We start from the raw sequence: 25,828 nt of genomic DNA on the forward strand, positions 1-25,828 counted from the left end.
GCAAGCCTTCTAACTTATGTTGCGATACTGCTAAATCCATGAAGGCACTTTGTTTACTTGGAATAAGTTTATTTCATAGCATGAGGTTTTGTTTATGCACGTCGTTTACGGAGAAACAATTAACGATGTTATAGTGAAGGTCCTAGAAAAAGTGCTCACTGAAGGCGTTAATGTATCTACTAGAAATGGAGATGCGGTAAGTCTCTATGATGTCAGTATGATCTTACAAAATCCTAGATCAAGACACCTAAGCCTAGTGGGGCGAAAAAACAACATATTCTCCACTTTCGCGGAAACAATGTGGGTTCTAGCTGGCGACAATAGAATAAAACCCTATTTGACATTTTTTCTTCCAAGAGCACCAGAATATTCAGATGATGGTATCACTTGGCGAGCAGCTTATGGAGAAAGGCTATACGCCTATAGGCAATTAGATAATGTTATAGAACTATTCAAAGAAGAAGGAATATTTACTAGACGTGCTGTCATTAGCTTATATATGCCTGAAAGAGACACGAGAGAAAGCCTAAAGACGGTATACAACTTAAACAACAGCTTAGATATACCCTGTAACAATCTCATACATTTCTTTATCACCCCAGACAAAAAGCTAAACATTAAAATTATTCAAAGAAGTGGGGATCTCATATTTGGTGTAAGTAACATAAACATCTTTGAATTTAGTTTACTTCAGGAAATGGTTCTTTACATATTACAAAGGGAAGTAGACAGTCAGCTAGAATTGGGTTATCTGCATCAATCCGTAACAAACCTACATATATACAATAACAGACTTCAACAAGCCAAGGAAATAATTAGAAACAAAGAACAGCAGATAACAAAACAAATTAATAATGATAAAATAGAATTCCCGCAGTCATTATCAAAAACAAAAAACATGTTTCAAGAAATAGTTTCATTTTTAGAGAAAAAAATATTAGCAAAACCTGAAGATATAAATAACTTTAGTGATGCCATTTCGGAAATGAAATGCATATTCAATAATCATTCTTTAAAAACTAAAGAAAACTTGCTTTGGGGGTATGCAGAAGCAACTCTATCATATATTTATCAAGAAAAGGTTAATCAACCAATCTTATTAAATACCAAATTTAGCGATGATTTTAACTTAAGTGTAGATTCAAATCATTTCAATCGTATGACTAAGGTAAGTAGATGAAAATCGCATTCATGGGAGTGTCCGGTAGCGGAAAAGATTTTTTAGCCGACTACTTAATATCAAATCATAACTTTATCCGATTATCATTTAGCGATCAACTAAAGAAACTAAGCAAATATATTTATCCATGGATGGAAGAAGACTACCCTCCTGAAAGAAAGATGCTGCCACTAAATATTACTCTCTCTACTGGAGAATCAATCCATCATTCACCAAGAGATATATGGCTGAATCTCAACAATCTAAGGAATATTGAAGAAAAAATATTCATCAGAATGCTTTCAGATGAGATACAACTTTTAGAAAAAACTGGAAATTCAGACAATAACATAATAATCACTGACATAAGATCCAATGAAGAGTTTTTATGGTGTAAGGAAAACCATTTTACTATAGTTCATATAAACAGGAATGATAATAATTATGAAACATATGATATTGATAAACACGTAATAGAGAACAAATCAAAGGCAGATTATCAATTTAATAATGATACGAAAGGAATAATCAGATTTAAATCTTTCTTTGAAAAGGTATTGTGTGGTGAATAATAAAAATGATCAGCTTTATTGTAACGTGCAAGAAAGAAAAATCAAACTTGCTAATCCTACTTTGAATGAAAATGTTATCAAGGAATGGTTTCATCATCAAAGGGAACGAACATCTATATATCATAAAAAAGAGATACTTAATCTTCCCCCATTTTGGACAAATGATGAAATATTAAAGACATACAAGTTTGTAAACACTAAAAGAACATGGGATAGAGAAACAAAATGGTTACTAAAAAATGTAATTGAAAATAATCTTGTAACATATGAAAATAAGTTACTAAATTCATTCTTGTTTAGAGTGATAAACAAAAGCAGTACCTTAGAAAAAATTAATGCTCCTTTTGATTTTTCCAATATGAATATAGATTATATCAATACGATAATCAGGGAAAAGACTCACAGTATATCTTTAATCAATCCAGACTATGTATTTTTCAGTGCAGCTTATATCCTAGGAGGGCCAAAAGTTAACTTTGGAAGATATTTGGAAGCAATGGAAGGTAGAACTGAAACAGACATGATTCTGAGGATGATAAAGTTTGTGTTTTATAACCAAGAAAAAATAGTAAAAGGCGTAAAATCAGCGACGAATCAACTCGAAGTATTTAATCACCTGAAATCATTCCCCGGAATAGGTAAATTTCTTGCATATCAGATATTTATAGACTTTACATACATTGTAAACTTTCCATTTACGGAAATGAACTTTGTTGTGGCAGGCCCCGGATGTGAAAGAGGGATAAATTGGATTTTTTCTAACAGAGACGGAATGAATAGCGAAGAGTGTTTATTTTGGTTCACTATAAACCAACACAGAATCGCAGAGAATTACAAAGAGAAATGGGACATGGATGAAATTTTCCACTTTCTACCTAAAGAAGAAAGAACTTACACCCTAATGGATATGGAAAACAGTGGCGCATGTGAAATAGATAAACGGTGCCGAACAAAGTTTAGCAACAAAAGGCCAAAACAAAAATATCACTACCAAGAGAATAATAACTTGAAGTTATTTTGATTTAACTAGTAACTTATGAAGGTTTATAAATGACTAAAGAAATTAAGAAAAACGTCTTTGTTAGTCATCATCACAAAGACGATGCTAGCGTTGATGGTGTTGCACGTTTAGCTGCTGCAAAGGGTTATCAACTACGAAATAGTTCTGTACGAATGAAACCAGAAAACCAAAGACGTGTAGAGGAAAAAAAGGTTAGTGATAGAACAATAGCACGTTTGCTTAGAATGAAAATGAGATGGGCTAGTCAAGTTATAGTTGTTATCGGCAAAGAGACTCATACAAGACCTTGGGTCAACTGGGAAATTAAAGCAGCTCACCAGCTTGGAAAACCAATCATAGGCGTATATGAGAATGGTTTAAAAGAGGATGTCAAGCTGCCGGAAAATCTAGAGAAATACGCAACCTCTATCGTAGGTTGGAGGGGGGACTCCATTATCAGCGCACTGGAGGGGAACACTAGCTTTCAAAATCCCGACGGTACAGAGCGAGATAAAATTCAAGGGGAGAATGTCGTATGCTAATCGAACCTGACTCCCACCTTTATGCCTATGCGATAACACGAGACTTCGGTTTTGCCCCTAACCCATTCCATGGCAGTTGTACGCTGGCCACATGCAAACCTAGAATTAGGAAATCTGCTAACGTGGGTGATTGGATTTTAGGTCTTGGTGGGGCTAAATTAAAATCAGTTCAAAAGAAGTGTATTCTGTTGATGAAAGTTACTGAAAAAATTAGCTTTCATGATTATTGGACAGATCCTAGGTTCTCTATAAAAAAGCCAGCTCGAAATGGGAGTCACGTACAGATGTTGGGTGACAATATCTACCATCAAGATGGCAACAATGAATGGATACAAGAAGATTCTCATCATAGTAATGCTGATGGTTCATTCAATATGACCAATTTGAAGCGTGATACTAGCTCTGATCAAGTATTGATTTCAGACCATTTCTATTATTTCGGTGCTAGTGCTGTTGCAGTAGATTTAGAGTCTATTGGATATCATAGAATTAGAGACTATAAGAAAATTCGCTTAGATAACTCTGTACCCGCCATTAACCTTATAAAAGAGATAGATCTAGAGTATCGAAGCGATAGAAATTTAGTCATTTCCGATCCATGTCAATTTTCTGATTTCTATAAGCGTGTTGATCAGAAAACTGGAGAGCTCTATTGAATATAAGAAGGTGATAATGGGATCACTCAACTATTCACCGATATCTTTATAGAAACTTTCTTTATCTTTCCAAAATTCATATTATAGTGGAATACTACGAATGAACTTTAAAAAACAAGCGTTCTTAAGAGATCTAGAAAAAGAACTCGCTGAAGAAAATGTAGCAGTTTTTGCTGGTGCAGGAATGTCTGCAGGAGCGGGTTTCGTGAATTGGGCTGAACTTCTACGCCCTATCGCCTATGAACTAGGCTTAGATGTAGATAAAGAAAATGATCTCGTAGCCCTCGCTCAATTCCATTGCAATGACAACGCAAACAACAGAAGTCAATTAAACCAAAGGCTTATAGAAGAATTCTCACGTGAATCAATTGAAACTGAGAACCACAGAATTCTTTGTCGGCTACCAATTCGTACTTACTGGACTACCAATTATGATAAGATAATTGAAACAGCTCTCGACAAATCGGGGAAAATTGCTGATGTAAAGCATACCAAAGAACATTTATCGACTACTAAACCTAAACGTGATGCTGTTGTATATAAGATGCACGGTGATGTCGAACATCCTAGCCAAGCAGTGTTGACAAAAGATGATTATGAGCGATATCACGTCAAAATGGAGCAATACTTAGCTAACCTCAAGAGTGATCTCATTTCAAAAACCTTTATATTTATAGGATTCAGTTTTACCGATCCAAACTTAGACTATATCCTAAGCAGAGTTCGAGTTGCTTACGAAAACAATCAAAGAAGACATTACTGCTTTATACGAAATGTTAAAAAAGATAAAGATGAGGAAGTGGTAGACTTTGAGTATAGACAAAGAAAGCAAGATTTTTTTGTCAAAGACTTAGAGAGATTTAATATAAAAACCATTCTGATAGATGACTTTGAAGAAATTACTGACCTTCTCAGAAATCTAGAAATAAAATATAAGTCCAGAACTATCTTTATTTCGGGTGCAGCTAGCGAGTATGGTGATTTAAAAGAACATGATGCACTGGAATTTGTTTATAATCTAAGTAGAAGCCTAGTAAAAAAAGGACTACGCGTTGTTTCTGGATTCGGACTCGGTGTTGGTAGCTCTGTAATTTCTGGTGCCCTTGAGGAAACTTTTCAAAATCCAAAAGCAAAAGTCGAAGACCATCTTGTATTACGGCCTTTCCCTCAATCTACGGAAGGTGAGCATCTTTTAAACTATTTATGGACCAAATATCGTGAAGACATGATCGATTATGCAGGTATTGCATTGTTTGTGTTTGGTAACAAAAAATCGGATAATGGCATTGTTCTCTCAAATGGTATGCGTGAAGAATACGAGATTGCGAAAGAAAAAGGGCTTTTATTACTTCCCATAGGTAGTACTGGATATATGGCAAAACAGCTTTGGACAGAGCTAAATCCAGAGATTCAAAACAATTCAAACATATCAGCACGTATAAAAGAGTTTTATTCAAAATTGGGAGCTGAAGAATTTGATGCCGACAATTTAATTAAATTAATTATCGAGCTCATTGCTTTAAAAGACACACAGCAATAGACACTATGATGCTGTTTTGCTATTTAGTATCAAACTTAATAGTAGTCGATATATTTATAAATCTGTATCGCTCTCGCTGTAATATATAAATGAGCAGGCATTTTGACCTGTTAAGAACAGATTATACAGAGGCAGTCTAACAAACTGCTCGACTGTCACTGTATAATCTCTAGCGGCGTTAAGTAAGGGCTTAATAAGCCTGAGTCTATTTCATCCAAGACTTGTTACGGCTTTATAACATAATGTCTAGTTAAGTACCTTAGAGTAGTTATTGTCCCTAAATATGAAAAAAGGAGGGGTAGCACCTCTCCTCAGTTCATCCATTAAATAACGTTCTTACTCAACACAGTATAGCGCGTCCCTTTGGCTCTTGCTTTATCCACCATATCCCCCCAAAAAGCATCTGGATCAGGGTCAGCAACGAAATTAGGTAGGAAATTATGCAAGCCAGTCTGAAATTCTCCCAATACAAACTCGAGCTTATCCCATTGATAGCGCCCCTTGCTCGGATACAGTTTGTTGAGTAGCTTTTTCTCATGCAGCTTTTTAATCATGTCAGGCACAAACTTTTCACCGCGGCGATTTTCCTCATCTATTACTGGAACGGTATACTCATACCTTACAGGAACAAATAACTTCTTATTCGAACCTGTGCCGATGTATCTAAACGGCTTGACTGAAATGCTACGAGTTTGATCGTTCTTGAAACGCCACGTAATACTTACGCAGTTTACTGTGCCAGTTTTTGTAAACTCACTGGCTTCAACTACACGATTGAGAGTCACATCAGATAGAACAGACTTCAGATTATCGATGATCTCTGCTCTAGAACTATGCTGAAAGTTTGTTCTCACTTCTTCAGTAAAAATATCACTGTTCAATAAGTGAAGATTATCAGAGAGATCAAACGTCTCAAATGACGCTAATTGTTGCTCAAGAACTTCAATCTTATCTTCCGTATCTTCAATAAGATCTAGCAAAGAAGCACGTGATTTTTGCTTGTATCTGCTTTTCAGATCTTCAAGTTGCTTTTTCTCTTCAGCCAATTCGTATTCAGCTTTGGCTTTTTTTTCTACGTCTAGTTGAGCATTGAAGCTATTAATAAGATATTGGTCTCTACAAACTTCAAGAGTTAACAGCTCCAGCAGTTCAGCACTAAAGACTTCTCGATTGTGAAGTGGCTCTCCTTTTACTGCCAGTGAACAAACATAGTTCTTGCTATGTTGAGCTTTGTCAACGAAGACCATAGCACTGCCGCAAATGCCACAGCGAGCTAATCCCTTTAAGAGATGAATACTACCAGTGGATGTTGAGCGACCCAATTTTGGCTTTTTTAGCCTAGTGAGTTTATTGAACTTCTCTAGACTGATGAGCGATGGATAGTAATTGCTTAGAACATGCTCTTGGCCTTCGATAGTCAGGCGTTTCTCACCAATCAATGATGTCTTTCGCCACAGTTGATCGATGACACCGTAATCCCAAGTCGGTGCTTGTTTTATAGATGTTTTGCGAGATCTTTTATAAGGGAAATTCTCATCCAAGTGTTGTTTAACTTTGATGGTACTCACCCCCTGCAATAACAAATCAACGGCTGCCCTAATGCCTACCGCATTATCATTAAAGCTGTTAGTGGGTTGATCTATCCAGAGGGGGCCTCTTCCAAGTGCACCTCTAGGCTTACCATCTTTTTTCCATCCCTTAAGAGCCTGTTTTTGTGCCGCAATTATACGCTTGCTCTTAGTCGCTGATTCTTCATTAGCCCTTTGCATAGCGATAAGCGAAAAAATCAGATCAGCTGTTAAGTTAGAACTCTCTGCATCGAACATTTTGCCATCGATATGCGTGTAAACTCTGACGCCTCTATTGATGATGCTCAGGAGCTGTTCCATCGCGACGTTGACAGTTTCTCGACTCAATCGATCCAGAGAAAAAACCACAAGAATTGAGCCCGATGATATCCTACCGCTATCGATTAGTGATAAGACACGCCCTAGCTGTCCATCTTTATGCTTCCCATGATATGCACTTACCCCTTCATCAACAAAGTTCTCATCATGAATTGGAAGCTCATACTTTCGAGCTAAATCTTCCAGTACGCTTCGTTGCTGCTGGGTCTCTAGGCCAAAGCCTTTAAGTTGTTTTGTGCTGCTGACGCGAGCATAGTTATAAATTTTTGGTGTGATCATACTTCAGTGGTTTAACAACAGAATCTAAGCCCTCAATTTTGAGGGCTAAGCAGAGCTGCATTAAATCACCTAATTCTCCCGAAGGGAATTGTTTTTTATTGGCAAACCACAGTAAGTATTCTTCAGGCAGGTCGATTAACACTCGCCCTGCATATTTCCCAAATGGCATTTGCATTCTAGCGAGTTTAATGAGGTTTTCTTTTTCTAACATAAGTGACAGAGAGTTAAGGTAACTCGCCCAAGGGTAACACTGGTTCTCCCTCCTCACCAGCAAATCGCAGTCACGTTTATTTTGGCGGCCTTGACTCGCTTTGTGCTAGAGTACGCGGCATAAAAAATGAGAACGAGAAAGCAATGAAGTCACCTTGTCGAGCAGCATGTAAAAATAACGCCGGAATATGCTCTGGTTGTCACCGGACGATGGATGAAATCATCCAATGGAAAGACAAAACCGATCTCCAACGAGATGTGATTATCGAACAAATCGCAGGAGAAGATTCAACGCACAGTTGTCCTGAGTGCGGGACTCAAGCCCATTGTGATATCGCCGCAGGCAAAGAGACATGCTGGTGCTTTACTATTGAAACCCGTGATTTACCCAAGCCAAGCGCCAACCAACTGTGTTTGTGCCGAAAATGTCTAGAAAAAAAGCCAGTCGCGTAATACGACTGGCTTACTGATCATCGTTTTCTGACTGGTGTTTATTTAGCGGTTAAAGCGGACGCTTCAAACTTAATGCCTTCCCACCCTGTCACCATAAAATTACGAATATTCTGGTGATCGCTGTTCTCTGGATGCTGCAATACATCTTCACGATAAAAACGGCCAAAGCAGGCTAGCGTCGCTTCTTTGTCTAGGTTGTTTAGCAAACCGAAAGCGAAGATCTTACACGAACCGTTGTTCTCGCCTGCATTGTTTTGTGTCTCACCATTTACAAAAGCGGTTGGCTCAAACGTATAGTTATCTTCGATCACCGCCATCGTTGCTTCAAATTCGACCTGCTCTGGTGACGCTGCCAATAAATCTAAAAACGATTTTAATTCCATTATTCCTCTATCCCTACTTCATCATATTGATGACATATTAGTTTCATAAAAAGCCAATATAAGAGTCATCAATCATACATATATTCAGAGCCTTACCAAATCACACGTCATTCAGCGCTCTATCATTCCAGTTGCGGAAATGGACAGCAGCATAAAACACATGCTGATTGACAACCTATCGGATTGATAAGGAGATATCATGATCACCCCTTTAAAGGCAATCGGTGCACTCGCATTGTCATCACTTGCCATCGCGTGTTCATCACAACCCGAAGATACCGTGGCTTCATTCGCTACACAATGCAAACCTACCACTGCACCCGTTACTGGGGAAACGTCAATTCAAGGTTTAACGTTTATCGGAACATCCGTTGCTGATGCACCATTCGACACATCGGCAGCTGAAATCGTGAGTTATGACGCCTGTACAGATAAGCTCTATGTGGTTAATGCTCAAGCAAAACGTGTCGATGTAATGTCTATGGATGACAACGGCGTACCAACGCAAAGCGCATTCATTGATCTCAACAGCGCTGGCGAAGCAGCGGGCATTGAAATTGGCGCAGCAAACAGTGTCGCTGTATTCAATGGTTTGGTAGCTGTTGCGATTGAAAACAGTAATAAACAAGCGAATGGTATTGTTGGCTTGTACCGCTCCGACGATTTGTCATTAGTCATGACGTTTCCAACAGGCGCATTGCCAGACATGGTTGGCTTCTCGAAAGATGGCCGATACATCGCAACCGCTAATGAAGGAGAACCAAACAGCGATTACAGCATTGACCCTGAAGGTAGTATCACTTTGATCGATCTGAGCCTTGGTGTTACTCAAGCAGAAGTGACACAAATTGGCTTTAACGAATTTGATGGTTCACGAAAAGCAGAGCTCCCAATGAATGTGCGTATTTCGGGGCCAAACGCCACCGTCGCACAAGATCTAGAGCCTGAATACCTCACTTTTGCAGATAACGGTAAAATCTATGTCGCGCTACAAGAAAATAACGCCATGGCAATCGTCAATCCAGAGAGCAAATCGGTAGAAAAAATTGTTGGCTCAGGTGAGAAGTCTTGGTCGGGCGCTAAACTCGATGCATCCAACAAAGACAAAATCATTGGGAACTTGAAAAGCTACCCACAACTGGTTGGCTTATTTATGCCTGACACTATCGACAGCTACTCAGTGAATGGGAGTACTTACATCGTATCGGCAAATGAAGGCGACGGGCGTGAGTACGGATTCAAAACCACTCAAGAACTGTGCGACAAAGCTGGCTTTATGTGGGATGAAGACGATTACCTCGGTACAGATGAATATACATCTGAGCAAGGAGCCTGTTTAAGCCATATTGATGAAGTGCGCGGTAAGAAGCTGAAAGTGGCAGCAGAACACCCATTGGCAGAGGCACTAAAAGACAACAAACAACTCGCGCGTTTAAAAGTGATTAAGCCGGAACAAACGCTTTCTGCACAAGAGAATGTTCAATCATTTGGCGCGCGTTCATTCTCGATTTGGGATGAAAACGGCAAGTTGGTCTTCGATAGTGGTGACGATTTCGCGACTATCGCGCTGCTGAATGAAGGCAAGAACTTCAACAGCACCAACGATAACAATAATAGTGGCGATGACCGAAGTGATGATAAAGGTATTGAGCCAGAGGCGATTGAAGTAGCACAAATTAACGGTCGTCATTACGCGTTTATCGGCTTGGAGCGTCAAGGCGGTATCATGATTTATGACATCACAGACCCGAAACAAGCGCAGTTTATGCATTACGTCAACCGCCGTGATTACAATCAGCCAGTATGTACAGAAGTCGAAGATGGCGAATGCATGAACGACACATACAATCCAAAAGCAGGCGATTTAGGTCCAGAGTCCATTAATTACTTTACCCGTAACGGTGGTCATTTTATCGTCGTTGGCAATGAGGTATCGGGCACGACATCCGTCTTCCGAATCAATCTATAAAGTAATGTAAAAGTCATTTAGAACCAAAACGCCCGACGTAAGCCGGGCGTTTTTTGTATGAGGTAATGTCCTACTCTGCCGATGCTAGCGCGTCACACTTTGATGCGCAGATAAAATCGTTTTTATGCAGACCTTTGATAGAGTGACTCCACCACGTTACGGTAACCTTACCCCACTCCAACAAAATAGAAGGATGGTGGAACTCATCTTCTGCCAGTTCCGCGATTTTGTTACTGAAAGCCCATGCTTGTTTGAAGTTCTTAAATTTATACACCTTTTCTAGTTGAGGTATGTCTTCTCTTTCAATGATCTGCCAATCAGACAATTGCAGCAGCAGAGATTGTTGTTCTTCTTTGCTTAGTGCAATGGCATCGATACTACAAGCTTCGCATTTTTGTTCATTCAACATGAGCAGGTTCCTTTGGTTCAAAAAGTGGAGGAAGCAGTCCAGCTTCAATCGCTAGATCGGCTTGTTTCAATAAATTCAACTGACTGATTTTAAAAAGCTGAGAAAAGTCATCAATCACGTAGTACTTCGGTTGCATGATGTCGATACGATAAGGCGTTCTCAGCACAGTTTGTAATTCAAATGGGTCGCGAATTGCTGCATCACTCTCTAATGCGTAGAGGGTTTCGCCAGGAGATGAAAGAATACCACCACCGTAAATTTTGGTTTTGTCCCCTTCTTTCACCAAACCAAACTCTACGGTAAACCAGTAGAGACGAGCGAGATAGGCTCTTTGTTTTGGGGTAGCGGCTTGCCCTAGTTGACCATAATGCTCGGTAAATGCAGCAAAGTCTGGGTTGGTTAACATCGCGCAATGACCAAATATTTCGTGGAAGAAATCTGGCTCCTGTAAGTAATCGAACTCATCTCTTGTACGCAAGAATGTGGCGACTGGAAAGCGCTTATTACCGAGTAGATTAAAAAATCGGTCGAAATCAATAAGCGCGGGAACGGGCTCCACTTGCCAACCTGTTGTCTCCATCAAGACACGATTAATTTCTGGTAACTGAGGAACGCGGTCTTGAGGTAAATCAAGCAGCGTCAAACCGTGTAAATAAGCCTCACAAGCTCTGTTTTGGATCACACCCATTTGTCGTGTTACCAAATCTCGCCAAATGGCGTCTTCTTCACGGCTCCATTCAACCCTGCCTTCCTGGTTTACGGGTTTAGAACGATACTGCGTCATGGCTCATCTCCATTAACAAATCCTTTACATTAAGCCTATCTGTAGTCTTAAGAGCTTCCAATCCCTGCGCGATTTTCTCAGCACCATCCCGATGTAACATATTGTTTACAATGCATCGTAACTGCATGATTTTTATGACACGATATAATCTCTGGCTTGTTTGACTTTATCGTGTATTCCTCTCAAACTAAAACCTGTTATCACTTTGTTATAGAGGGACCTATGCGCGAGAGCAGCAAAGTATGGCAACCGAGCGAAAGTCGTATCGAAGAAGCCAACATTACACAGTTTATTGAACACATTAATCGACAAGGAAATACCCTTGAAAGCTTCGCTGATCTGCATCAATGGTCACTCGATCATGTAGAAAAATTTTGGCAAGAAGTTTGGCTATTCTGCGACGTCATTGGCACTCAGGGAGAGACCATAAAAGAGCGAGCAGAAAGTCGCTGGCAGCAACCTGTTGAAAATAGGGATATAAAATGGTTCCCAAACGCGCAAATTAACTACGCCGAAAATTTGCTAACCTACGCGTGTCACCAACCCGATGATCTCGCGATTTGGTTTGAAAATGAACGTGAAGAAAAACAGACCTACACCTGGAAACAATTGTGCGAAGAAGTTTCGAGTGTGCAGCAATGGTTGAAAGAATGTGGAATTAAGCAAGGTGATGTCGTCGCTGGTTATTTACCTCACCTACCTCAAACGGTGATAGCCATGTTAGCAACCACCAGTTTAGGGGCAACCTGGACTTCTACCTCACCTGATTTTGGCGTTGAAAGCGTTTTGGAGCGCTTTGGTCAAGTGAAACCTAAAATCCTGTTTACTTGTGATGGCTATACATTCAATGGCAAAACTTTCGATATGTCTGAGAAAAACCAGCATATTGCGGATCATCTTGATGGTCTTAAACAGGTTTGCCAAATTAGCTACCTGAAACCACACATTTTTGAATGCGACGTCTGCACTCAAGATTGGCAAAACGTCCTGAATCAATACACACCCGAAGCGCTGACTTTTACTCGTGTTAATTTTAACGATCCGCTATTCGTGCTCTATTCTTCAGGCACGACAGGCAAACCGAAATGCATCGTTCATTCCGTCGGCGGAACAGTGCTTAACCATTTGAAAGAGCATCAACTGCATTGCGACATCCAACCGAACGACAGAGTGTTTTATTACACGACCTGTGGCTGGATGATGTGGAACTGGCACGTTTCTTCACTCGCGAGCGGCGCATGTTTAGTAATTTTTGATGGTAGCCCTGTTTATCCCACTCATAACGTGCTTTGGGACCTCGCTGAACAAGCCGAAGTGACGCTGTTTGGAACTTCGGCGAAATACCTAGAGGCATTGGAAAAAGTTTCTTTTTCTCCGCCGAAAAGTGATGCATTTCCAAGTCTGAAAACCATTTGCTCAACGGGCTCAGTTCTGTATCCAGAACAGTTTGATTATGTCTATCAGCACATTAAAGAAGATGTCCACCTCGCATCGATCTCAGGCGGGACAGACATTTGTGGCTGCTTTGTGTTAGGCAACCCTATTTCTCCCGTTTATCGAGGAGAGTGCCAATCAGCGGGATTAGGGGTCGATGTCAGAGTCTTTAACCCGCAGGGTAATAGCGTAATCGGAGAGCGCGGTGAGTTGGTTTGTGCCAATTCATTGCCCAACTTCCCCGCTGGCTTTTGGAACGACACCGGGGAGAGATATCATCGTGCTTATTGGGATAAGTTCGACAATATTTGGCACCACGGCGACGATGTTGAACAAACCAGCGTTGGTGGATACGTGTTTTATGGTCGAAGTGATACCACGTTGAATCCCGGTGGCGTAAGAATCGGCACGGCCGAAATCTATCAGCAAGTGAACAGTATAGACGGTATTCTAGATTCCATCGCAGTAGGAAAAGAAGTCGATCGCAACGAACAAATATGGCTGTTTGTCCAATTAGTCAAAGGGGTAGAGCTCAATGACGAGATGATCGCTTCCATCAAAGCACAGCTAAAGTCTGCATGTTCTCCAAGGCATGTACCTAGTGCGATTTACGCAATAAGCGATATACCTAAGACACGCTCAGGAAAGCTGGTCGAGTTAGCCGTTAAGCAAGTCGTTAACAACCGAAACGTCGAAAATTTAGGCGCAATAGCCAACCCTGAAGTGCTGGAGGAGATACGCAGGATAGTCGTCTCAAAATAACCTCCGAAGACTTAGTTGTTCGAGTATGTCCTTGCCTGCACCACGACGACTTGTTTAGAGCAAGTGAAGTTACATATACCCTCAGCAGATAAGAAAAAAGCGAGCTTGTTAGCTCGCTTTTGTCATTTTGTGTTCTTTATTCAGCAGTATTAGCGACGACCAAGCCCCATTAATACCGACATTGTTTTACCATCAGATGTAATGTCAAAAACGTGTTGCGATTCAACTTCAGTAAAGCCTGCTTCTTTCAGTGCACGCTCAGACTTCGCAAGGGTAAAACCGTCTTGTTCACATTCTGCAATCCAATCAAAATGAACAAAATAGCCGCCGTGGTTAAGTAGAGAATGCGAGATCGTTAATGACGCGTCTAAGTCTTCCACAAACGCTAAAACTGATGATGCAACCACCAAGTCGAACTGTCCACGAAACGCAGGGTGCTGAGCGACCAAGCCGCGAGATAATGCATCTACCACAGGTTCTACGTTGACGAGCTCTTTTTTATCGAGTTCCTCAATCATGGCTTCCGATGCGTCTAATGCTACGATGTCTTTAACCATCGGTGACAATCGTTGACTTAACTGCCCTGTTCCGCATCCAAAATCTAGTACTTTAATGCCATCAAGCTGAGTTAGCTGTTGTAACTGCTCAAACACCGACTGCGCAAATTGCTCTGTTGCTGGATTTGATTCCCAGTTTTTTGCTAAGCCGTCCCAATCTTGTGCCATCGTGGCCTCCATGTTCACTTTTTGTAACCCACATAGATTACCGCAAAACCGTTAAAAGACCATAGACTTATCTGGCGGATTCGCGTTTTTTTCGATAATCTTTCATGGCTTTGGGAGCGCATCTGCATAATACCCAAATTATTTGAATTCATTTATTGGTTGTGTCAAATCATGAACTTAACTCAAGTAGAAGCCTTCTGCACCATCGCTGAGTGTGGTTCTGTTTCTGAAGCGGCAAGGCAACTCGACTGCAATCGCACCAAACTCAGTATGTCGATTAAGGCATTAGAGAAAGATCTCGACGTTGAATTGTTTAACCGAACTGGCAACCAGCTCACCCTCTCTGAAGCTGGGAAAGCCATTTACAAAGATTGCGAACACCTACTTATCATCGCACAACGGGTCAGAAAGACCTGCGCTCAAATCTCGGAAGGGTTTAACGCGGAAGTTTGGGTAGCACGTGACGACTCCTTACCTGATGATCTCTGGCAAGAATTATCTCATACATTGAATAACCGCTTTCCTTCAACAACCTTCAACTTAATCTTGGCATCCAGTGGCGACTTAGCCAACTTGGTCAGTACCCACCAAGTAGATTTTGCTTTCGGCGTTGATTATGAGCGAGTAGACGATCCTCGTATCGTATATAACCCATTAGGCAAGATACGTATGATGTCAGTATGCAGTGTAGAACACCGCCTAAGTAAGATGCGCCGTGTCTCAGACGAAGATCTACGTAGTCAGATGCAAGCACTAATGGTGTACCTAAATGAGAAAGACAACCCTGAACTGCAACCTTTCTCGACTCGATATATTGGTTTTTCGAGTTTTGACTACATGCTGAACACCATCTTAGAAGAAGACGCTTGGGGCGTGCTTCCAGAACCATTAATCCGCCATTACCTTCGTCAGCAGAAGCTCGCCGTTATCAAACACACATACGGATTGACGCAAGAAGACTACTGTATGTTTTCACCTAACGGCCATACTGAGCATCCAGCAATGACGTGGTTAGCAGATAAATTGAGCGAGTATTTATTTGACTTCTAAACATTTTATCAGTGAGCGTCAATTTTACTGACACCAAAAAATCACAGTAAGCCATTGTTTTATAGGAATATAAATAAAAACGCAATTTTTTAGATTAGTTACTGGTCACTTTGTGGTTGCCTAAATTACCTTATGAGCGAAGAATAGTAAGGTATTAAAATTCAAAGGCATCTTTTATGTGTGACAGGACAAGCAAAAACGAAAACCGTATTCTAACCATTTCAGCCCTTTTGGCATCTGGGTTCGCTGCTGGTGGTATGGTACTTGGCTTGCTTGTAGGATCAATTGTCATCGTGTTTGACGGTGTTTACTCTTTGGTCAGCTTACTGTTAACTTTATTGTCACTGGCCGCTTCTTACTATATTAACAAGCCTTCAAAATCTGTATTCCCATTTGGAAAAGCGGTCTTAGAACCAATCGTTATTGCGATAAAAGCAGCCGTCATTTTAGTGGTTGTAAGCTTCTCTCTCTACTCTGCGATATCAGCATTGATGTCTGGAGGTCGCGAGGTCGATGCTTCTATTGCGACCTTATTCGGCATCGTGAATGTTATCGGTTGTGGTTACGCTTGGTGGCTTATGGCGAAACGCAGCCGCCGCTTCTCATCAGGCTTGATTGAAGCGGAGAAAAAACAGTGGCAAATGGATACTTTGTTGAGTGTGGCGGTGACCGTAGGATTTATCTCGGCTTGGGCTGTTTCACTAACGCCATTCTCTGAGTATGCGGTATATGCCGACCCCATGATGATGGTTTTAATGGGCTTTTACTTCCTCAAAGTACCGTTCGATATGCTAGTAGGTGCCCTACGTGAACTACTAATGATGACACCAAGCAAAGAGCTGTGTCAGAGCGTTGGCAAAGATGTTCTTGAGATTGAAAAAGTGACTGAGCATCAATTGAAACTGGCTGGCGTAACGAAGGTGGGCCAAGAGCTACGAGTAAATGTGGACGTACATATTGATGACGACACATTGGAGCTTGATACACTAGAGCACACTCGTAAGCAGCTTATCAAGCGACTGTCGAAGCACAGATTCAAGCTTCAACTACACTTGAACGTCGCTTATTAGAGCGCCACCAAAGAGCCGTTAAAACTCAATAAAAAGCTCCCAATCTCGGGAGCTTTTTTAATTTTTTCGATTTAGTTTCTTCGTATTCGAATACAGCTCGCAAGGGAGATCTGTTCGTTGCTCACTTAAATTCTCTGATCTCGTTGGTAACTTACCCAGCCGCTTCGCGCTTCTCTTTGGTGACTAACCAACACATCAGCGAGCCCACCGTTACCATCACAACGCCCTGCCAAAAGCTATGGCTCAGAGTTACGCCAAGAATAATGGAAGAAAATAAAGCGGAAAAAATGGGTGTGAAGTAAGACAAGGTGGCGAGAAAAACCATATTGCCGCCAACGATCGCGATATTCCATAAACCATAACCACCAGCCATTAAAGCCGCAGAGGCCACTAAGTACCCCATCGCTTCCCAACTGAATGTCATTGGTGGCTCATCCGTAAACGCGTATTTGACCCAAAGCGAAACAGCTGTTGCAATGAAAAACAGGGTAATCGCATTATGTTTAGATTGCTGCCTTTGGGTTAAGTTGCAATAAAAAGCCCATATAACCGCGCCAGCGAAAGCCATAAAATACACCAGAGGGTTACTACTAACATTGGACATGATCTGAGTTATGGATAAGCCATTCTCACCGCTCACAGTCCAAGCAACCCCAACAAACGCCAGCGTAACTGCGGGATAAAGCAACCAGTTTGTTTTTTTATTGCTGCCAAGGACCGCAAATAAAACCGTCAGTGCGGGCCAAAGGTAATTGACAATCGACACCTCAATTGCCTGCGCGCGCGAGTTGGAATATCCCAAAGATAGAGCGAGAAATATTTCATAACAGACGAACATCGCACCACCAAGCGCAAGATACTTGGGAGAAAAGTAAGACAACTTTGGAATACCGACCACGATAAGAAGGAAAACAGAGCTAAGAGAGTACAACATGGCTGCCCCGCCTACAGGACCTAAACTCTCCGTAACCAACCTCGCGATGCCAAGCAGACAACTCCAAGAGAGAATCGCGATACAACCATAAAGTGTGAAACGAAATTGCACTGATTTCATGTGACCTACCACTCACGAATGCCAAAGGAAACGTCAGCTTAACTCAAAAATGATCAGGTTCAACGTACTGTTTTATAAAAATCAGTATAAAAATCATTCTATTAAGCCGTTGGAGTCGATATGAAATATTTTCTGCCCTCTAGTGTTATGCTTACACCCTTTGTTGTGCGCTACTATGATGAAGATGACAACGAGAGTGAAAACGTTAAAACACATTCGGAAACGCATGGTCTAGATAGCGAAGAGCAATCTAAGGAACGTTCAGAGTAAAGGAATCCAAACATGAAAAAAGTCGCAGTCATTTTAAGTGGTTCAGGCGTTTACGACGGTTCTGAGATCCACGAAGCCGTATTGGCGCTCTACGCCATCGAGAAGGCAGGTGCAACTTGGCACTGCTTTGCACCTAACATTGACCAACTCCATGTCATCAATCACCTAACTGGTGACGAAATGGATGAAACCCGTAACGTATTGATCGAATCAGCTCGTATTGCACGCGGAAATATTGACGATGTCGCCAAACTTAACGTTGATGAATACGATGCCCTACTGCTTCCAGGTGGATTTGGTGCTGCGAAAAACTTAACCGACTTCGCCGTTTCAGGTGCAGAGTGCTCCATTAACACACACGTAGCTCAAGCTTGTCGCGCGTTTGCTAATTCGAAAAAACCAGCTGGCTATCTGTGTATTTCTCCTGTCATTATTCCGATGATTTATGAGCAAGGCGTGAAAGGAACGGTGGGCAACGATGAGGCAGTCTCAATAGCATTTAATCAAATGGGCGGTGAACACACCACGTGCCCTGTCGAAGACATCGTTTTTGATGAAAAACACCTCGTACTTTCAACCCCTGCTTACATGTTGGCAGAGAATATCTCTCAAGCAGCTTCAGGTATCGAAAAGTTAGTATCAAAGCTGATTAAAATAGCTTAATTATTAGTAGTTATCTTATAAAACACTTCTCTATCCCCATTGATAATTAAGTTATTAATGGGGATTTTTTATACTTTAGTCGAATTTAGAGATATATCCGCGTCAGAAGTCAATTTCTGCCAATCGTTTGCGTCCATAGTTTCATATTTGTTCTACTTTATATCAGTGTTGCACTTATACGCAGTGCAACAAGATCACTGTCACAGTTTTTCTCTTGCAAGTACCTCTAAGTAGGTAAACTTGCTTCAGATCAACTTCAATCTGGAAACGAATGTGCGACAGTAAATGGCAAATTAAGAAAGATTATTAAAAATAACGACGGAGCTATCCAATATGACAAGTGCATTTTTTATCCCTACGGTAAACCTAATGGGCGCTGGTTGTTTGAAAGACGCAGCAGACAGCATCCAATCTCAAGGCTTTAAAAAAGGTTTGATCGTTACGGATAAGATCCTTAACCAAATCGGTGTAGTCAAACAAGTTCAAGACCTTCTCACTGAGCGCGATGTAGCAACCGTTGTGTTTGATGGCACTCAACCAAATCCAACTATCAGCAACGTTAACGACGGCTTAGCACTTCTTACTGATAACGAATGTGACTTCGTTGTCTCTCTAGGTGGTGGTTCACCACACGACTGTGCGAAAGGTATCGCGCTTGTTGCTTCTAACGGCGGCAAAATCGCAGATTACGAAGGCGTAGACCAATCTGCAAAACCAATGATGCCACTTATCGCAATCAACACGACGGCAGGTACTGCATCTGAAATGACGCGTTTCTGCATCATCACTGACGAAGAGCGTCACATCAAGATGGCTATCGTTGATAAGCACACAACACCGCTTATCTCGGTAAACGATCCAGAGCTAATGCTCGCTAAACCTGCTTCGCTAACTGCGGCAACAGGTATGGATGCCCTAACTCACGCGATTGAAGCTTACGTATCTATCGCGGCAACACCAATCACTGATGCGGTAGCAATCAAAGCGATTGAGCTTATCCAAGCTTACCTACGCACAGCAGTGAAAAACGGTGAAGATCTAGAAGCTCGTGAACAAATGGCATACGCACAGTTCATGGCGGGTATGGCGTTCAACAACGCTTCTCTAGGTTACGTACACGCAATGGCACACCAGCTAGGTGGTTTCTACGACCTTCCACACGGTGTTTGTAACGCGATTCTTCTACCTCACGTACAGCGTTACAACGCGCAAGTATGTCCTGAGCGTCTACGTGATGTAGCGAAAGCAATGGGCGTAAACGTAGCAGGCATGTCTGCTGAAGAAGGTGCAGCGGCAGCAATCGACGCTATCGTTACTCTAGCGAAAGATGTGGGTATCCCAGCAGGTATTAAAGAGCTTGGTGCGAAACTAGAAGACATCCCAACACTAGCAGACAACGCACTGAAAGACGCTTGTGGTTTCACTAACCCTAAACAAGCAACTCACGAAGAAATCTCTAAGATCTTCGAAGAAGCGATGTAATCTCGCTACATAAACAATTCTCTAGCCTTAATTCAATCCCCGATCTCGTATCGGGGATTTTTTACATTCATATACAAGTGAATCTCTGCCAAACATAGTCTTTTAGTGTTAGCTTTTAAGTATTAACACGATTCATATTGGAAGGAACCATGAGAACGATTGCTGCTATCCTACTCGCTTGTTTATCCTTTTCTGCCAACACTGCCGAATACCGCGCCAACGAAGTGGCGAATGGATTTCAGATCCCTTGGGGGATCGAGTTCTTAGATAACCAACGCGTTATCGTCAATGAAAAGAACGGTACGGTTTCGTTGCTGGATATCACCACAGGCAAACCTCAAAAGCTGTTTAACGTCCCCAATGTGAACACCAGTGGACAAGCTGGTTTATTGGATGTTGCACTCGCACCGAATGCCGATAAGCAAAACCCGCAACTCTTCTTTACCTACAGCAAGCGCACGAGCAAAGGCAATACGGTGGCGTTAGCGACGGCGCAATTGCAAAACAATCAGCTTGTGAGCTGGAAAGATCTCTTTGTTGCTGATGCCATCACTGACACAGGGCGTCACTACGGCAGTCGAATTTCATTTGTTGACGACAAAGTTTACTTCTCAATCGGTGACCGTGGCGAACGTGATAATGGGCAAGACACTCAAACCCATGCTGGCAGTATTCTTCGCCTTAACCTTGATGGTTCGGTTCCACAAGACAACCCATTCAAACCTTCCGAAGCTCGTCCTGAGATATGGAGTTACGGGCACCGCAACCCACAAGGTATGTTTTACGACGAAGCAACTAAACAGCTGTGGTCGATTGAGCATGGACCACGCGGTGGCGATGAAATTAATCTAATCAAGAAAGGCGCAAACTACGGCTGGGCAAAAGTCTCTCATGGTAAAGAATATTGGGGACCGTTGGACGTTGGGGAAGCTAAGTCGTTACCGGGAATGGAAGATCCCAAGCTGGTATACATCCCTTCTATCGCACCCAGCAATATGATTTTGTACCGTGGTGATAAATACCCAGAGTTAGATGGGAAAATCCTCGCCGGTGCATTAAAACTGGCGCACATCAACGTGGTTTCTATTGATAATGGCAAGCTTACCGAATCAAAAAGATTAATGGAGAACCTTGGTGAGCGAGTAAGAGATATAACCATCAGCCCCGATGGTTATATCTACTTTTCTACCGACAGCGGCAAAATCTTTCGTCTTGAGGAAAGGTAATCAAACACTAAAATCGTTAAGACTATTTAATTTGTGACGTACTAGTGATTTATTTTCGTACAATCTAAGCAGAAGAATCTAAACTTAACAATAACCTTTTGTTTTTTAAAACGATAGTTCGGTTAAGTTGTACGAGGTCATTATGATTCCATTCCCTTTACAGCTCGATAAAATTAAAGCCGTGGTGTTTGATTTAGACAACACCTTGGTGAGTTCTGATATGAACTTCGGCGAATTGCGACAACAGCTAGGTTGTCCGCAAAGCGAAGATCTATTGGATTTTGTCGACGCACTTGAGCATCCTCATCATCGAGAGCACGCTCATAACGTGATATTTGATTACGAGATTTCTGATGCTGAGCAGTCTGCTCCAATGATTGGCTGCCATGAATTGCTCGCCCACTTGCATCAAAATGAAATCAAAACCGCTATCGTGACGCGCAACTGCCAAATCGCCACGCAGCGCAAACTAGAACACAACCAAATCTCAGTGGAGCGAGTCATCACTCGCGAATGCTTCCCGCCCAAGCCAGACCCTTTGTCTCTGCAGATATTAGCGAAAGAGTGGCGTTTGATGCCGGATGAAGTGCTTTATGTCGGCGATTACCTTTACGACTTACAGGCAGCGTATAACGCGCAGATGCCCTCTTGCCTTGTTCATCACGGTAATCAAGAAACCTTCAATGACTCAGCCTCGTTGGCGCTTAATGAACTCAGTGATTTATTGAGCCGTTTCGAATCCTTACCACGCAAATAAAGCACACATATAAAATACGCAAACAAAAAAAGGGGCACCAACGTGCCCCTTATGACTTATTCCCGATTGTTTCATGCGTTCCCAAGGATTACTTGGGTGATGCGCCACTTAGCCTTGTAGGTAAGCGTTAAGCATCCACATTAATTTTTCTTGCTCACGGATGTAGTCACCCATCAATGCCGCTGTACCTTCGTCATCTGCTTCACCCGCGTTTTGTAGAATCTCACGCTGTTTTAGAAGTAGAACGCTAAAGCCTTGAACCAGACCTTGTACACACTCCTCACCAGAAGTCGCGTTTTGATGTTCTTTAATTTCACTTGCTTCCAAGTAGTTGCTGAATGCATGCGCTGGCGTATGACCCAAAGTTAGAATACGCTCTGCAAGCTCATCGATTTTTGTTTGTAGATCAGTATAGATTTCTTCAAATTTTACGTGCAGTTCGAAGAATTGCGCACCTTTAATGTTCCAGTGGTAACCGCGAGAGTTCATGTACAACACTTGGTAATGCGCCAGCAGTTGATTTAGCTGTTGAGCTAGTTGTGCTGATTGTTCGCTGTCTAGACCAATTAGGCTTACTTGTTTGTTCATAATCTTGCTCCTAGAAGGATGATACCAATCGTAGTAACGAACGATTCTCTTACCGGGATTGGTATAAAGTTTAAAAATTCTTTTGCAGTATTTGCTGCCGATGGAGTCATATTACGACTCCGGCTCGGTGAAGAAAATTTGGTTTTAACTATGATTTAAATAGCTAAATCCAATGAGCAAGTAGACGAATATCGGCGTATCATCCAACAAAAAGCCCCAACCCTTTTTGTGTCAAAAGGATTGGGGCTTTTTTACTATTTGGTTAACGTTCAAAAGTAGATGAACAGACGTAAATCTTATCTACGCCGTTGTAAAAGTTGCCATCTGTTGATTCAGCTCGGTAACTTGCTCTTTTACTTGCAATGATGTCTCTGATGCGCGTTGGCTGTTATTCGAAACCTCATCCACTGATTGAGTAATACCGGACATCAATCCAGTGATCGAATTGGTCGCATGAGATTGCTGCTCTGCCGCTGCCGCAAGCTCTGCCATTTGTTCATTCAAGGAACCTATTTGCTCGGTCGTGACGAGCAAACGAGTTACCGCTTTTTCAATGTGCTCAGCGCCCTGCTCCGCAAGTGATTGACTGTGTTCAATCTCCTCAACCACCGAATTGGTCGAGCGTTGAATCGCATTGATAATGCCGTTTATTTCTGTCGTCGATTGAGTAGTGCGCGTCGCTAACATGCGTACTTCGTCCGCCACAACCGCAAAGCCTCGTCCTTGGTCACCCGCACGCGCTGCTTCTATCGCGGCATTCAATGCCAGTAAGTTAGTTTGTTCTGCTAAGCCTTCAATCACTTCCGTCACTCGACCAATGGCTTCGCTCTCTTTGCTTAACTGCGTCACTTGCGTGCTCGCGGTTTCAATGCTGCCATGTAAGCTTTCCATGGTGACTTTGTTTTGCTCTAAAGCATCACGACCTTGTTCAATCTCGCCTTTTGAGTCAGAAAGCTTCTGCACCGATTGATTGGCTTGATCTAGGGTGTTACGCGCGGCTAAAGCGATTTCATCCAATTGGCTTCCCATTTCAACAATGCTGGTCTGTTGCTGTTCAACATTCGATGAGGTGACTTGCGCCGATTCCAATAAAGCCCCCATGCTGGTATCCACTTGGTGCGCTTTTTCACTCACCCCTGCCACGATGCTCGCTAACGATTGGTTCATGCGGTTAATCGAATCGGTAAGGTCTGCCAATTCATCTTTCCCAACAACAGTTAACGGAGGCTGAGAAACATCTCCTGAAGCGATCGTCTTGGCTCGCTCCGATAAGTTTTTCACTCGGCGACCAATGGTGTTGCCCATGTATTTTGAAATCGCTACTGCGGCAAACAAAACCAATGCCGCTGCAATCAACATAGTGGTGAGTACGTTCTTGATCGACTGATTAATACCCTGTCCACTTTGATCAGCACGACTTTGCTGAGCCAATACGATCGTTTCTAAGCTTTGGTCTAGTGCATCCGCTGCTGGCAACAGTTCGTTCGCCATCAGCAAGTTTGATTCGTTCCACTCTGGTGACTGACGTAATGCAATCACCTGCTCTGCTAAAGGAAAGTACAGTTGCTGCATTTCTTTAAACAGTGACCACAGTGATTGGTCGTTATCGGTAAGTCTGTCGAGTTTGCTATCGATTTCCGCTACAGACTGATTATGGTACTTAATCAAGTCGTGGTATTTGTCTAGGTGATCTTGCTGCCCGTACAACAGGAAATCTCGCAAGGCGGACAGAGCATTGGCGAGCGAGGTATAGCTGTCGGCGTAGACTTTAAACAGACGCTTTCTATCTCCACCAAATGGGTTTCCCGACTCTTCATTGATTAAGCTTTGAAGCTGGTCAAGTGCCACTTCTGCAATGGGTGCCGCTTCGTTAATAAAGAGGTTGTGTGCGGGTAAGTTCTCATCACTGTGGCTAAGTTCAATCAGCTTGTTTAGAGAAACTTTTACCGCATCCCACTGACTTTGAATCGCTTGAAAATCCTGTTCAGAGATCAAAGCCTGCAACGTTGGAAGCGACTCGTCTGTAGATGCCATGATATTGCGCACGTCCTCACTCAGACGTGCGCTCGCCTCTTCATCGCCACCTAGCAACATGTAGGCTCGAATAGAAGACAGCGACGCTTGAACGGACTGTTGGATACCGCGACTTGTGTCGACGGTCGGTAAATCGGATTTAAGTAACGAAGAGGCATATTGCTCTACGGTGGTGACGTTGCGATACGTGAATACCGCTGATGCCATAAAAAGTACGGCTAGCAGCACAAAACTGAGCTGCAACTTCCCTGATATCGTAAGGTTCATCCATAAACTCCTGACAACGATGAGCCTTAAATATAACGATGTTTACAAAAATGTTAAATACGGGTATCAAAAGTTACCAAGAAAACCATGTAAACCACTATTTCAAGCCAATAAATGGGACTTATTCGAAGTATGGTATGCGCTCACTACGTAAAATCAGATAATTAACGTAAGTGGTTTCTAAGCAGTCTTGCTCCCACAACGAAAGAATCCGCTTGGTGGCGAAGTAGTAATCTTTGTTACGCAGTAGCACGCCCACCGTACGGCTGAGCTGCTCAAAGCGCTGCTGCTCATTAGCAGAAATGTAATTGTCTTCATTCTGAATGATGGGCGCCAATCCATCGGCAAACCAATTGTTCAGAATTTCACGCATCTCTAGTTCTGACTCCGGCACATCGATACTCGACAACTCACGATGCTGTGGTGGTGGCACTATGTACTTCGATGCTTTTGGCGAACTGACATAACGGTACATATCGCTCCTCCTTATAACTCACTCTTTAACTAGCTAAGAATACTTTTTTCAATTTCCAAGTTTTTTCTAAAGCTCATAGAAAGAAGACCAACAAAAAAGCCATGCAAA

The 25,828-nt window shown here is 42.2% G+C and carries 26 protein-coding genes; 16 read left to right on the forward strand and 10 right to left on the reverse strand.

The window, feature by feature from the left end:
- Nucleotides 1-94 precede the first annotated feature (94 nt).
- The 6 genes from R7F07_RS11935 to R7F07_RS11960 all read left to right on the forward strand — a co-directional run bounded on the left by R7F07_RS11935 (nucleotide 95) and on the right by R7F07_RS11960 (nucleotide 5,469).
- Nucleotides 95-1,180 (forward strand): thymidylate synthase, encoded by a 1,086-nt coding sequence (locus R7F07_RS11935; protein WP_318110502.1) that lies wholly within the window; start codon nucleotides 95-97, stop codon nucleotides 1,178-1,180.
- Complete coding sequence (locus tag R7F07_RS11940; RefSeq protein WP_318110503.1) at nucleotides 1,177-1,731, forward strand: adenylate kinase; 555 nt, start codon at nucleotides 1,177-1,179, stop codon at nucleotides 1,729-1,731. The genes R7F07_RS11935 and R7F07_RS11940 overlap by 4 nt, the downstream gene beginning before the upstream one ends.
- Complete coding sequence (locus R7F07_RS11945) at nucleotides 1,724-2,752, forward strand: nucleotide kinase domain-containing protein (RefSeq protein WP_318110504.1); 1,029 nt, start codon at nucleotides 1,724-1,726, stop codon at nucleotides 2,750-2,752. The genes R7F07_RS11940 and R7F07_RS11945 overlap by 8 nt, the downstream gene beginning before the upstream one ends.
- A 29-nt stretch (nucleotides 2,753-2,781) precedes the next feature.
- Complete coding sequence (locus R7F07_RS11950; protein ID WP_318110505.1) at nucleotides 2,782-3,273, forward strand: TIR domain-containing protein; 492 nt, start codon at nucleotides 2,782-2,784, stop codon at nucleotides 3,271-3,273.
- The gene (locus tag R7F07_RS11955) at nucleotides 3,267-3,929 is read left to right on the forward strand and encodes a hypothetical protein (protein WP_318110506.1); all 663 of its coding nucleotides are present in this window, start codon (nucleotides 3,267-3,269) and stop codon (nucleotides 3,927-3,929) included. The genes R7F07_RS11950 and R7F07_RS11955 overlap by 7 nt, the downstream gene beginning before the upstream one ends.
- Before the next feature lie 100 nt (nucleotides 3,930-4,029).
- Nucleotides 4,030-5,469 (forward strand): SIR2 family protein, encoded by a 1,440-nt coding sequence (locus R7F07_RS11960; RefSeq protein WP_318110507.1) that lies wholly within the window; start codon nucleotides 4,030-4,032, stop codon nucleotides 5,467-5,469.
- Nucleotides 5,470-5,792: 323 nt separating this feature from the next.
- Here the strand turns inward: R7F07_RS11960 and R7F07_RS11965 are convergent, their stop codons facing one another.
- Both R7F07_RS11965 and R7F07_RS11970 read right to left on the reverse strand, forming a co-directional pair.
- A complete protein-coding gene (locus R7F07_RS11965) occupies nucleotides 5,793-7,655 on the reverse strand; it encodes a recombinase family protein (protein WP_318110509.1) in 1,863 nt (620 codons plus the stop codon).
- Entirely contained in the window at nucleotides 7,633-7,866 is a 234-nt protein-coding gene (locus tag R7F07_RS11970) for a DUF3820 family protein (protein ID WP_203535111.1), read from the reverse strand. The genes R7F07_RS11965 and R7F07_RS11970 overlap by 23 nt, the downstream gene beginning before the upstream one ends.
- 143 nt (nucleotides 7,867-8,009) lie before the next feature.
- Here R7F07_RS11970 and R7F07_RS11975 point away from each other — a divergent pair, with 143 nt between their 5' ends.
- Nucleotides 8,010-8,318, forward strand: a complete 309-nt coding sequence (locus R7F07_RS11975; RefSeq protein ID WP_171342533.1) for a cysteine-rich CWC family protein — start codon at nucleotides 8,010-8,012, stop codon at nucleotides 8,316-8,318.
- Between the two features lie 38 nt (nucleotides 8,319-8,356).
- Here R7F07_RS11975 and R7F07_RS11980 read toward each other — a convergent pair whose 3' ends face one another.
- Complete coding sequence (locus tag R7F07_RS11980) at nucleotides 8,357-8,701, reverse strand: HopJ type III effector protein (protein ID WP_005375560.1); 345 nt, start codon at nucleotides 8,699-8,701, stop codon at nucleotides 8,357-8,359.
- Nucleotides 8,702-8,900: 199 nt separating this feature from the next.
- Between R7F07_RS11980 and R7F07_RS11985 the strand changes: the two genes are divergently transcribed.
- Nucleotides 8,901-10,670 (forward strand): choice-of-anchor I family protein, encoded by a 1,770-nt coding sequence (locus R7F07_RS11985; protein WP_054574382.1) that lies wholly within the window; start codon nucleotides 8,901-8,903, stop codon nucleotides 10,668-10,670.
- A 70-nt stretch (nucleotides 10,671-10,740) separates the two neighbouring features.
- On the opposite strand, the gene R7F07_RS11990 is transcribed toward R7F07_RS11985, so the two are convergent.
- Entirely contained in the window at nucleotides 10,741-11,079 is a 339-nt protein-coding gene (locus R7F07_RS11990; RefSeq protein WP_005375563.1) for a 4a-hydroxytetrahydrobiopterin dehydratase, read from the reverse strand.
- Complete coding sequence (gene phhA / locus R7F07_RS11995; protein ID WP_005375564.1) at nucleotides 11,069-11,863, reverse strand: phenylalanine 4-monooxygenase; 795 nt, start codon at nucleotides 11,861-11,863, stop codon at nucleotides 11,069-11,071. The genes R7F07_RS11990 and phhA overlap by 11 nt, the downstream gene beginning before the upstream one ends.
- A 222-nt stretch (nucleotides 11,864-12,085) precedes the next feature.
- On the opposite strand from phhA, the gene R7F07_RS12000 reads away from it, so the two are divergent.
- Entirely contained in the window at nucleotides 12,086-14,059 is a 1,974-nt protein-coding gene (locus tag R7F07_RS12000) for an acetoacetate--CoA ligase (RefSeq protein ID WP_171342532.1), read from the forward strand.
- Nucleotides 14,060-14,208: 149 nt separating this feature from the next.
- On the opposite strand, the gene R7F07_RS12005 is transcribed toward R7F07_RS12000, so the two are convergent.
- A complete protein-coding gene (locus tag R7F07_RS12005; RefSeq protein WP_017821100.1) occupies nucleotides 14,209-14,784 on the reverse strand; it encodes a class I SAM-dependent DNA methyltransferase in 576 nt (191 codons plus the stop codon).
- A gap of 171 nt (nucleotides 14,785-14,955) precedes the next feature.
- On the opposite strand from R7F07_RS12005, the gene R7F07_RS12010 reads away from it, so the two are divergent.
- Complete coding sequence (locus R7F07_RS12010; RefSeq protein WP_005375568.1) at nucleotides 14,956-15,834, forward strand: LysR family transcriptional regulator; 879 nt, start codon at nucleotides 14,956-14,958, stop codon at nucleotides 15,832-15,834.
- 176 nt (nucleotides 15,835-16,010) lie between these two features.
- Nucleotides 16,011-16,904, forward strand: a complete 894-nt coding sequence (locus R7F07_RS12015) for a cation diffusion facilitator family transporter (protein ID WP_171342531.1) — start codon at nucleotides 16,011-16,013, stop codon at nucleotides 16,902-16,904.
- A 151-nt stretch (nucleotides 16,905-17,055) separates the two neighbouring features.
- Here R7F07_RS12015 and yddG read toward each other — a convergent pair whose 3' ends face one another.
- Nucleotides 17,056-17,958, reverse strand: a complete 903-nt coding sequence (yddG, locus tag R7F07_RS12020) for an aromatic amino acid DMT transporter YddG (protein WP_005389394.1) — start codon at nucleotides 17,956-17,958, stop codon at nucleotides 17,056-17,058.
- 120 nt (nucleotides 17,959-18,078) lie between these two features.
- Here yddG and R7F07_RS12025 point away from each other — a divergent pair, with 120 nt between their 5' ends.
- The 5 genes from R7F07_RS12025 (at nucleotide 18,079) to R7F07_RS12045 (ending at nucleotide 22,356) form a co-directional block, all read left to right on the forward strand.
- Nucleotides 18,079-18,228, forward strand: a complete 150-nt coding sequence (locus R7F07_RS12025) for a hypothetical protein (RefSeq protein WP_171342530.1) — start codon at nucleotides 18,079-18,081, stop codon at nucleotides 18,226-18,228.
- 12 nt (nucleotides 18,229-18,240) lie between these two features.
- Nucleotides 18,241-18,891, forward strand: a complete 651-nt coding sequence (gene elbB / locus R7F07_RS12030) for an isoprenoid biosynthesis glyoxalase ElbB (protein ID WP_154203939.1) — start codon at nucleotides 18,241-18,243, stop codon at nucleotides 18,889-18,891.
- A gap of 333 nt (nucleotides 18,892-19,224) precedes the next feature.
- A complete protein-coding gene (yiaY, locus tag R7F07_RS12035; protein WP_171342529.1) occupies nucleotides 19,225-20,373 on the forward strand; it encodes an L-threonine dehydrogenase in 1,149 nt (382 codons plus the stop codon).
- A gap of 149 nt (nucleotides 20,374-20,522) precedes the next feature.
- On the forward strand, nucleotides 20,523-21,599 hold the full coding sequence (locus R7F07_RS12040; RefSeq protein ID WP_005388249.1) for a PQQ-dependent sugar dehydrogenase: 1,077 nt from the start codon (nucleotides 20,523-20,525) through the stop codon (nucleotides 21,597-21,599).
- A gap of 142 nt (nucleotides 21,600-21,741) precedes the next feature.
- Nucleotides 21,742-22,356 (forward strand): HAD family hydrolase, encoded by a 615-nt coding sequence (locus tag R7F07_RS12045; RefSeq protein ID WP_318110510.1) that lies wholly within the window; start codon nucleotides 21,742-21,744, stop codon nucleotides 22,354-22,356.
- A 108-nt stretch (nucleotides 22,357-22,464) separates the two neighbouring features.
- On the opposite strand, the gene R7F07_RS12050 is transcribed toward R7F07_RS12045, so the two are convergent.
- The 3 genes from R7F07_RS12050 to R7F07_RS12060 all read right to left on the reverse strand — a co-directional run bounded on the left by R7F07_RS12050 (nucleotide 22,465) and on the right by R7F07_RS12060 (nucleotide 25,720).
- Complete coding sequence (locus R7F07_RS12050; protein ID WP_005388254.1) at nucleotides 22,465-22,944, reverse strand: Dps family protein; 480 nt, start codon at nucleotides 22,942-22,944, stop codon at nucleotides 22,465-22,467.
- A gap of 300 nt (nucleotides 22,945-23,244) precedes the next feature.
- Nucleotides 23,245-25,245 (reverse strand): methyl-accepting chemotaxis protein, encoded by a 2,001-nt coding sequence (locus tag R7F07_RS12055; protein ID WP_318110511.1) that lies wholly within the window; start codon nucleotides 25,243-25,245, stop codon nucleotides 23,245-23,247.
- 121 nt (nucleotides 25,246-25,366) lie between these two features.
- Nucleotides 25,367-25,720, reverse strand: coding sequence for a hypothetical protein (locus R7F07_RS12060; RefSeq protein WP_005375589.1), 354 nt, complete (start codon nucleotides 25,718-25,720; stop codon nucleotides 25,367-25,369).
- Between the last annotated feature and the right edge of the window lie 108 nt (nucleotides 25,721-25,828).

The sequence above is a fragment of the Vibrio sp. YT-16 genome (assembly GCF_033337405.1).
GTDB lineage: Bacteria > Pseudomonadota > Gammaproteobacteria > Enterobacterales > Vibrionaceae > Vibrio > Vibrio alginolyticus.

Excerpts from the sequence above, each read along its gene's own strand:
- R7F07_RS11935 (WP_318110502.1), top strand. The coding sequence starts at position 95 with ATGCACGTCGTTTACGGAGAAACAATTAACGATGTTATAGTGAAGGTC.
- R7F07_RS11940 (WP_318110503.1), top strand. The coding sequence starts at position 1,177 with ATGAAAATCGCATTCATGGGAGTGTCCGGTAGCGGAAAAGATTTTTTA.
- R7F07_RS11950 (WP_318110505.1), top strand. The coding sequence starts at position 2,782 with ATGACTAAAGAAATTAAGAAAAACGTCTTTGTTAGTCATCATCACAAA.
- R7F07_RS11955 (WP_318110506.1), top strand. The coding sequence starts at position 3,267 with ATGCTAATCGAACCTGACTCCCACCTTTATGCCTATGCGATAACACGA.
- R7F07_RS11960 (WP_318110507.1), top strand. The coding sequence starts at position 4,030 with ATGAACTTTAAAAAACAAGCGTTCTTAAGAGATCTAGAAAAAGAACTC.
- R7F07_RS11965 (WP_318110509.1), bottom strand. The coding sequence starts at position 7,655 with ATGATCACACCAAAAATTTATAACTATGCTCGCGTCAGCAGCACAAAA.
- R7F07_RS11970 (WP_203535111.1), bottom strand. The coding sequence starts at position 7,866 with ATGTTAGAAAAAGAAAACCTCATTAAACTCGCTAGAATGCAAATGCCA.
- R7F07_RS11975 (WP_171342533.1), top strand. The coding sequence starts at position 8,010 with ATGAAGTCACCTTGTCGAGCAGCATGTAAAAATAACGCCGGAATATGC.
- R7F07_RS11980 (WP_005375560.1), bottom strand. The coding sequence starts at position 8,701 with ATGGAATTAAAATCGTTTTTAGATTTATTGGCAGCGTCACCAGAGCAG.
- R7F07_RS11985 (WP_054574382.1), top strand. The coding sequence starts at position 8,901 with ATGATCACCCCTTTAAAGGCAATCGGTGCACTCGCATTGTCATCACTT.
- R7F07_RS11990 (WP_005375563.1), bottom strand. The coding sequence starts at position 11,079 with ATGTTGAATGAACAAAAATGCGAAGCTTGTAGTATCGATGCCATTGCA.
- phhA (WP_005375564.1), bottom strand. The coding sequence starts at position 11,863 with ATGACGCAGTATCGTTCTAAACCCGTAAACCAGGAAGGCAGGGTTGAA.
- R7F07_RS12000 (WP_171342532.1), top strand. The coding sequence starts at position 12,086 with ATGCGCGAGAGCAGCAAAGTATGGCAACCGAGCGAAAGTCGTATCGAA.
- R7F07_RS12005 (WP_017821100.1), bottom strand. The coding sequence starts at position 14,784 with ATGGCACAAGATTGGGACGGCTTAGCAAAAAACTGGGAATCAAATCCA.
- R7F07_RS12010 (WP_005375568.1), top strand. The coding sequence starts at position 14,956 with ATGAACTTAACTCAAGTAGAAGCCTTCTGCACCATCGCTGAGTGTGGT.
- R7F07_RS12015 (WP_171342531.1), top strand. The coding sequence starts at position 16,011 with ATGTGTGACAGGACAAGCAAAAACGAAAACCGTATTCTAACCATTTCA.
- yddG (WP_005389394.1), bottom strand. The coding sequence starts at position 17,958 with ATGAAATCAGTGCAATTTCGTTTCACACTTTATGGTTGTATCGCGATT.
- R7F07_RS12025 (WP_171342530.1), top strand. The coding sequence starts at position 18,079 with ATGAAATATTTTCTGCCCTCTAGTGTTATGCTTACACCCTTTGTTGTG.
- elbB (WP_154203939.1), top strand. The coding sequence starts at position 18,241 with ATGAAAAAAGTCGCAGTCATTTTAAGTGGTTCAGGCGTTTACGACGGT.
- yiaY (WP_171342529.1), top strand. The coding sequence starts at position 19,225 with ATGACAAGTGCATTTTTTATCCCTACGGTAAACCTAATGGGCGCTGGT.
- R7F07_RS12040 (WP_005388249.1), top strand. The coding sequence starts at position 20,523 with ATGAGAACGATTGCTGCTATCCTACTCGCTTGTTTATCCTTTTCTGCC.
- R7F07_RS12045 (WP_318110510.1), top strand. The coding sequence starts at position 21,742 with ATGATTCCATTCCCTTTACAGCTCGATAAAATTAAAGCCGTGGTGTTT.
- R7F07_RS12050 (WP_005388254.1), bottom strand. The coding sequence starts at position 22,944 with ATGAACAAACAAGTAAGCCTAATTGGTCTAGACAGCGAACAATCAGCA.
- R7F07_RS12055 (WP_318110511.1), bottom strand. The coding sequence starts at position 25,245 with ATGAACCTTACGATATCAGGGAAGTTGCAGCTCAGTTTTGTGCTGCTA.
- R7F07_RS12060 (WP_005375589.1), bottom strand. The coding sequence starts at position 25,720 with ATGTACCGTTATGTCAGTTCGCCAAAAGCATCGAAGTACATAGTGCCA.